Source organism: Lactobacillus apis (assembly GCF_002837055.1).
GTDB lineage: Bacteria > Bacillota > Bacilli > Lactobacillales > Lactobacillaceae > Lactobacillus > Lactobacillus apis.
Map to the genome: position 1 here is coordinate 1 of NZ_PDKP01000045.1, position 1899 is coordinate 1899.

Annotated in this window: 1 protein-coding gene and 1 pseudogene; both read right to left on the minus strand. The window is 37.5% G+C overall.

Annotation, left to right across the window (positions count from 1 at the left end):
• Positions 1-169 precede the first annotated feature (169 nt).
• Positions 170-1015: pseudogene (locus CRG87_RS07730) on the minus strand (aspartate kinase); the annotation flags it as partial.
• The gene (locus CRG87_RS07735; protein WP_101138733.1) at positions 1006-1686 is read right to left on the minus strand and encodes an amino acid kinase family protein; all 681 of its coding nucleotides are present in this window, start codon (positions 1684-1686) and stop codon (positions 1006-1008) included. The pseudogene CRG87_RS07730 and the gene CRG87_RS07735, both read right to left, overlap by 10 nt.
• Between the last annotated feature and the right edge of the window lie 213 nt (positions 1687-1899).

Below are 1899 nucleotides of genomic sequence, written 5' to 3' on the forward strand. Positions count from 1 at the left end.
GATTCGCTAATGACTAGCAAACCATCTGCTCCGTTCAAAAAGCTAGTTCGTCTATCCGTTAATTGACGTGCTAAGTTAACTAATTCGGGGTCGGTAAGTGGCTTTTCTAATTGAGTCTGATCTAATAAGAAAAATTGATTTTGCGAACCATGCACTTTTTGCATTTGAATCATGATTTTGCTACTCCTTTAAAAAATTGTTGATAAATTTGGCTAACAGCATTTGCTGCGTCTTCTTTTTTGGTGCCTAACATAATAGAAATACGTGATGCACCCTGATTGATCATGTGAATGGCAATATGCTCTTTGGCTAAAGGGGTAGTGATGTTCTTCATTGCACCGATTTTATTCCGCATCCCTTCGCCAACTACCATAATGATAGCATAATCATCAATCCATTCTAATTGGTCGGGATGAATCACTTTTTGAATTTCACTGCACATTTGCGCGCGCAGTTCTTCAGTAAACTGCCGTTTGTCAAAGATAACCGTTAGATCATCTATACCTGAGGGCATGTGTTCGTATGAAATATTGAACTTGTAAAATATTTCTAGTAATTTAAGAGTAAAACCAGTTTCTTTATTAAGCAAATATTTATGTAAATATAAAGCGGAAAAGTGATTTGAGCTGGCAACACCTGTAATCGTACTTTTAGGATGAAAATCCTTTTCAGGTACAATCATCGTTCCTGGTAATTCAGGGTGATTAGTATTTTTAACATTGATGAAGACCTGGCCTTGAATTGCCGGAATCAACGCTTCGTCGTGGAAAACTGAAAAACCAGCATAAGATAGTTCCCGTAATTCCCGGTAAGTCATAATTTTAATTGGATGAGGGTTAGCAACAATTCTAGGATCCGCGGCGTAAATTGCATTTACGTCAGTAAAGTTTTCGTACAAGTCAGCTTTGATTCCTCTTGCCCAGATTGAACCGGTGATATCCGATCCACCACGTGAGAAAGTGGCAATTTTGCCCTGAGTTGTAACACCATAAAATCCCGGAACTACTAGTATTTCTGGCACTTCANGTCAGTAAAGTTTTCGTACAAGTCAGCTTTGATTCCTCTTGCCCAGATTGAACCGGTGATATCCGATCCACCACGTGAGAAAGTGGCAATTTTGCCCTGAGTTGTAACACCATAAAATCCCGGAACTACTAGTATTTCTGGCACTTCACGCCATTTAAGTAAATTTTGATAAGTTTCAGGTAGGACTTGAGCGTCGCTGGCAACACTGCTTACCAAAAAACCAGCGTCCTGTGGGTCTAGAAAGCGCGTTGGCAAACCTTGCTCTTGTAAAATTAATGCTAGTAACTGTGCGCAGAGTTTTTCGCCGTGTGCTTTGAAAGCTGCCATTAGGTATTCTGGCTCGTCATTAAAAACTATTGGTAAGTCAACCAACTCTTGGTGCAAGAACGCAAATTTTTGGGGCTCAAGTGCAAAAAAAGCGGCAATTTCTTGATATCTCGTCCAAATTTGCTGAATAATTTCAGTAGTGTCTTGTTGTTTCATTGTTTTTTGGGCATATTCAATTAACAGATCTGTAACTTTTACATCTTCCGCAAATCTTTTTCCTGGTGCGGAAGTGACGATTACTTTTCTGGTGGGGTCAGCATTAATAATATTTAGCACTTTTTGAAATTGTTCACCGCTTGCAAGTGAACTACCACCAAATTTAACAACTTTCATTTTTGCAACACCTACTTGATTAAAATAATTTAAATTCGATAGTAACGCATTTTAACATTTTAATTTTTATCTGCAACTAAAACATAACTGCAGTCATGTTTGCGAAAAAATAAAGTTAATTAATTATGAAAAAGCCGTTGACAAGTAATATTAATAATAATAATATTTTTATAAATCAAACGAAGAGGTCGCAACTAACAAAAGTACCTAGTG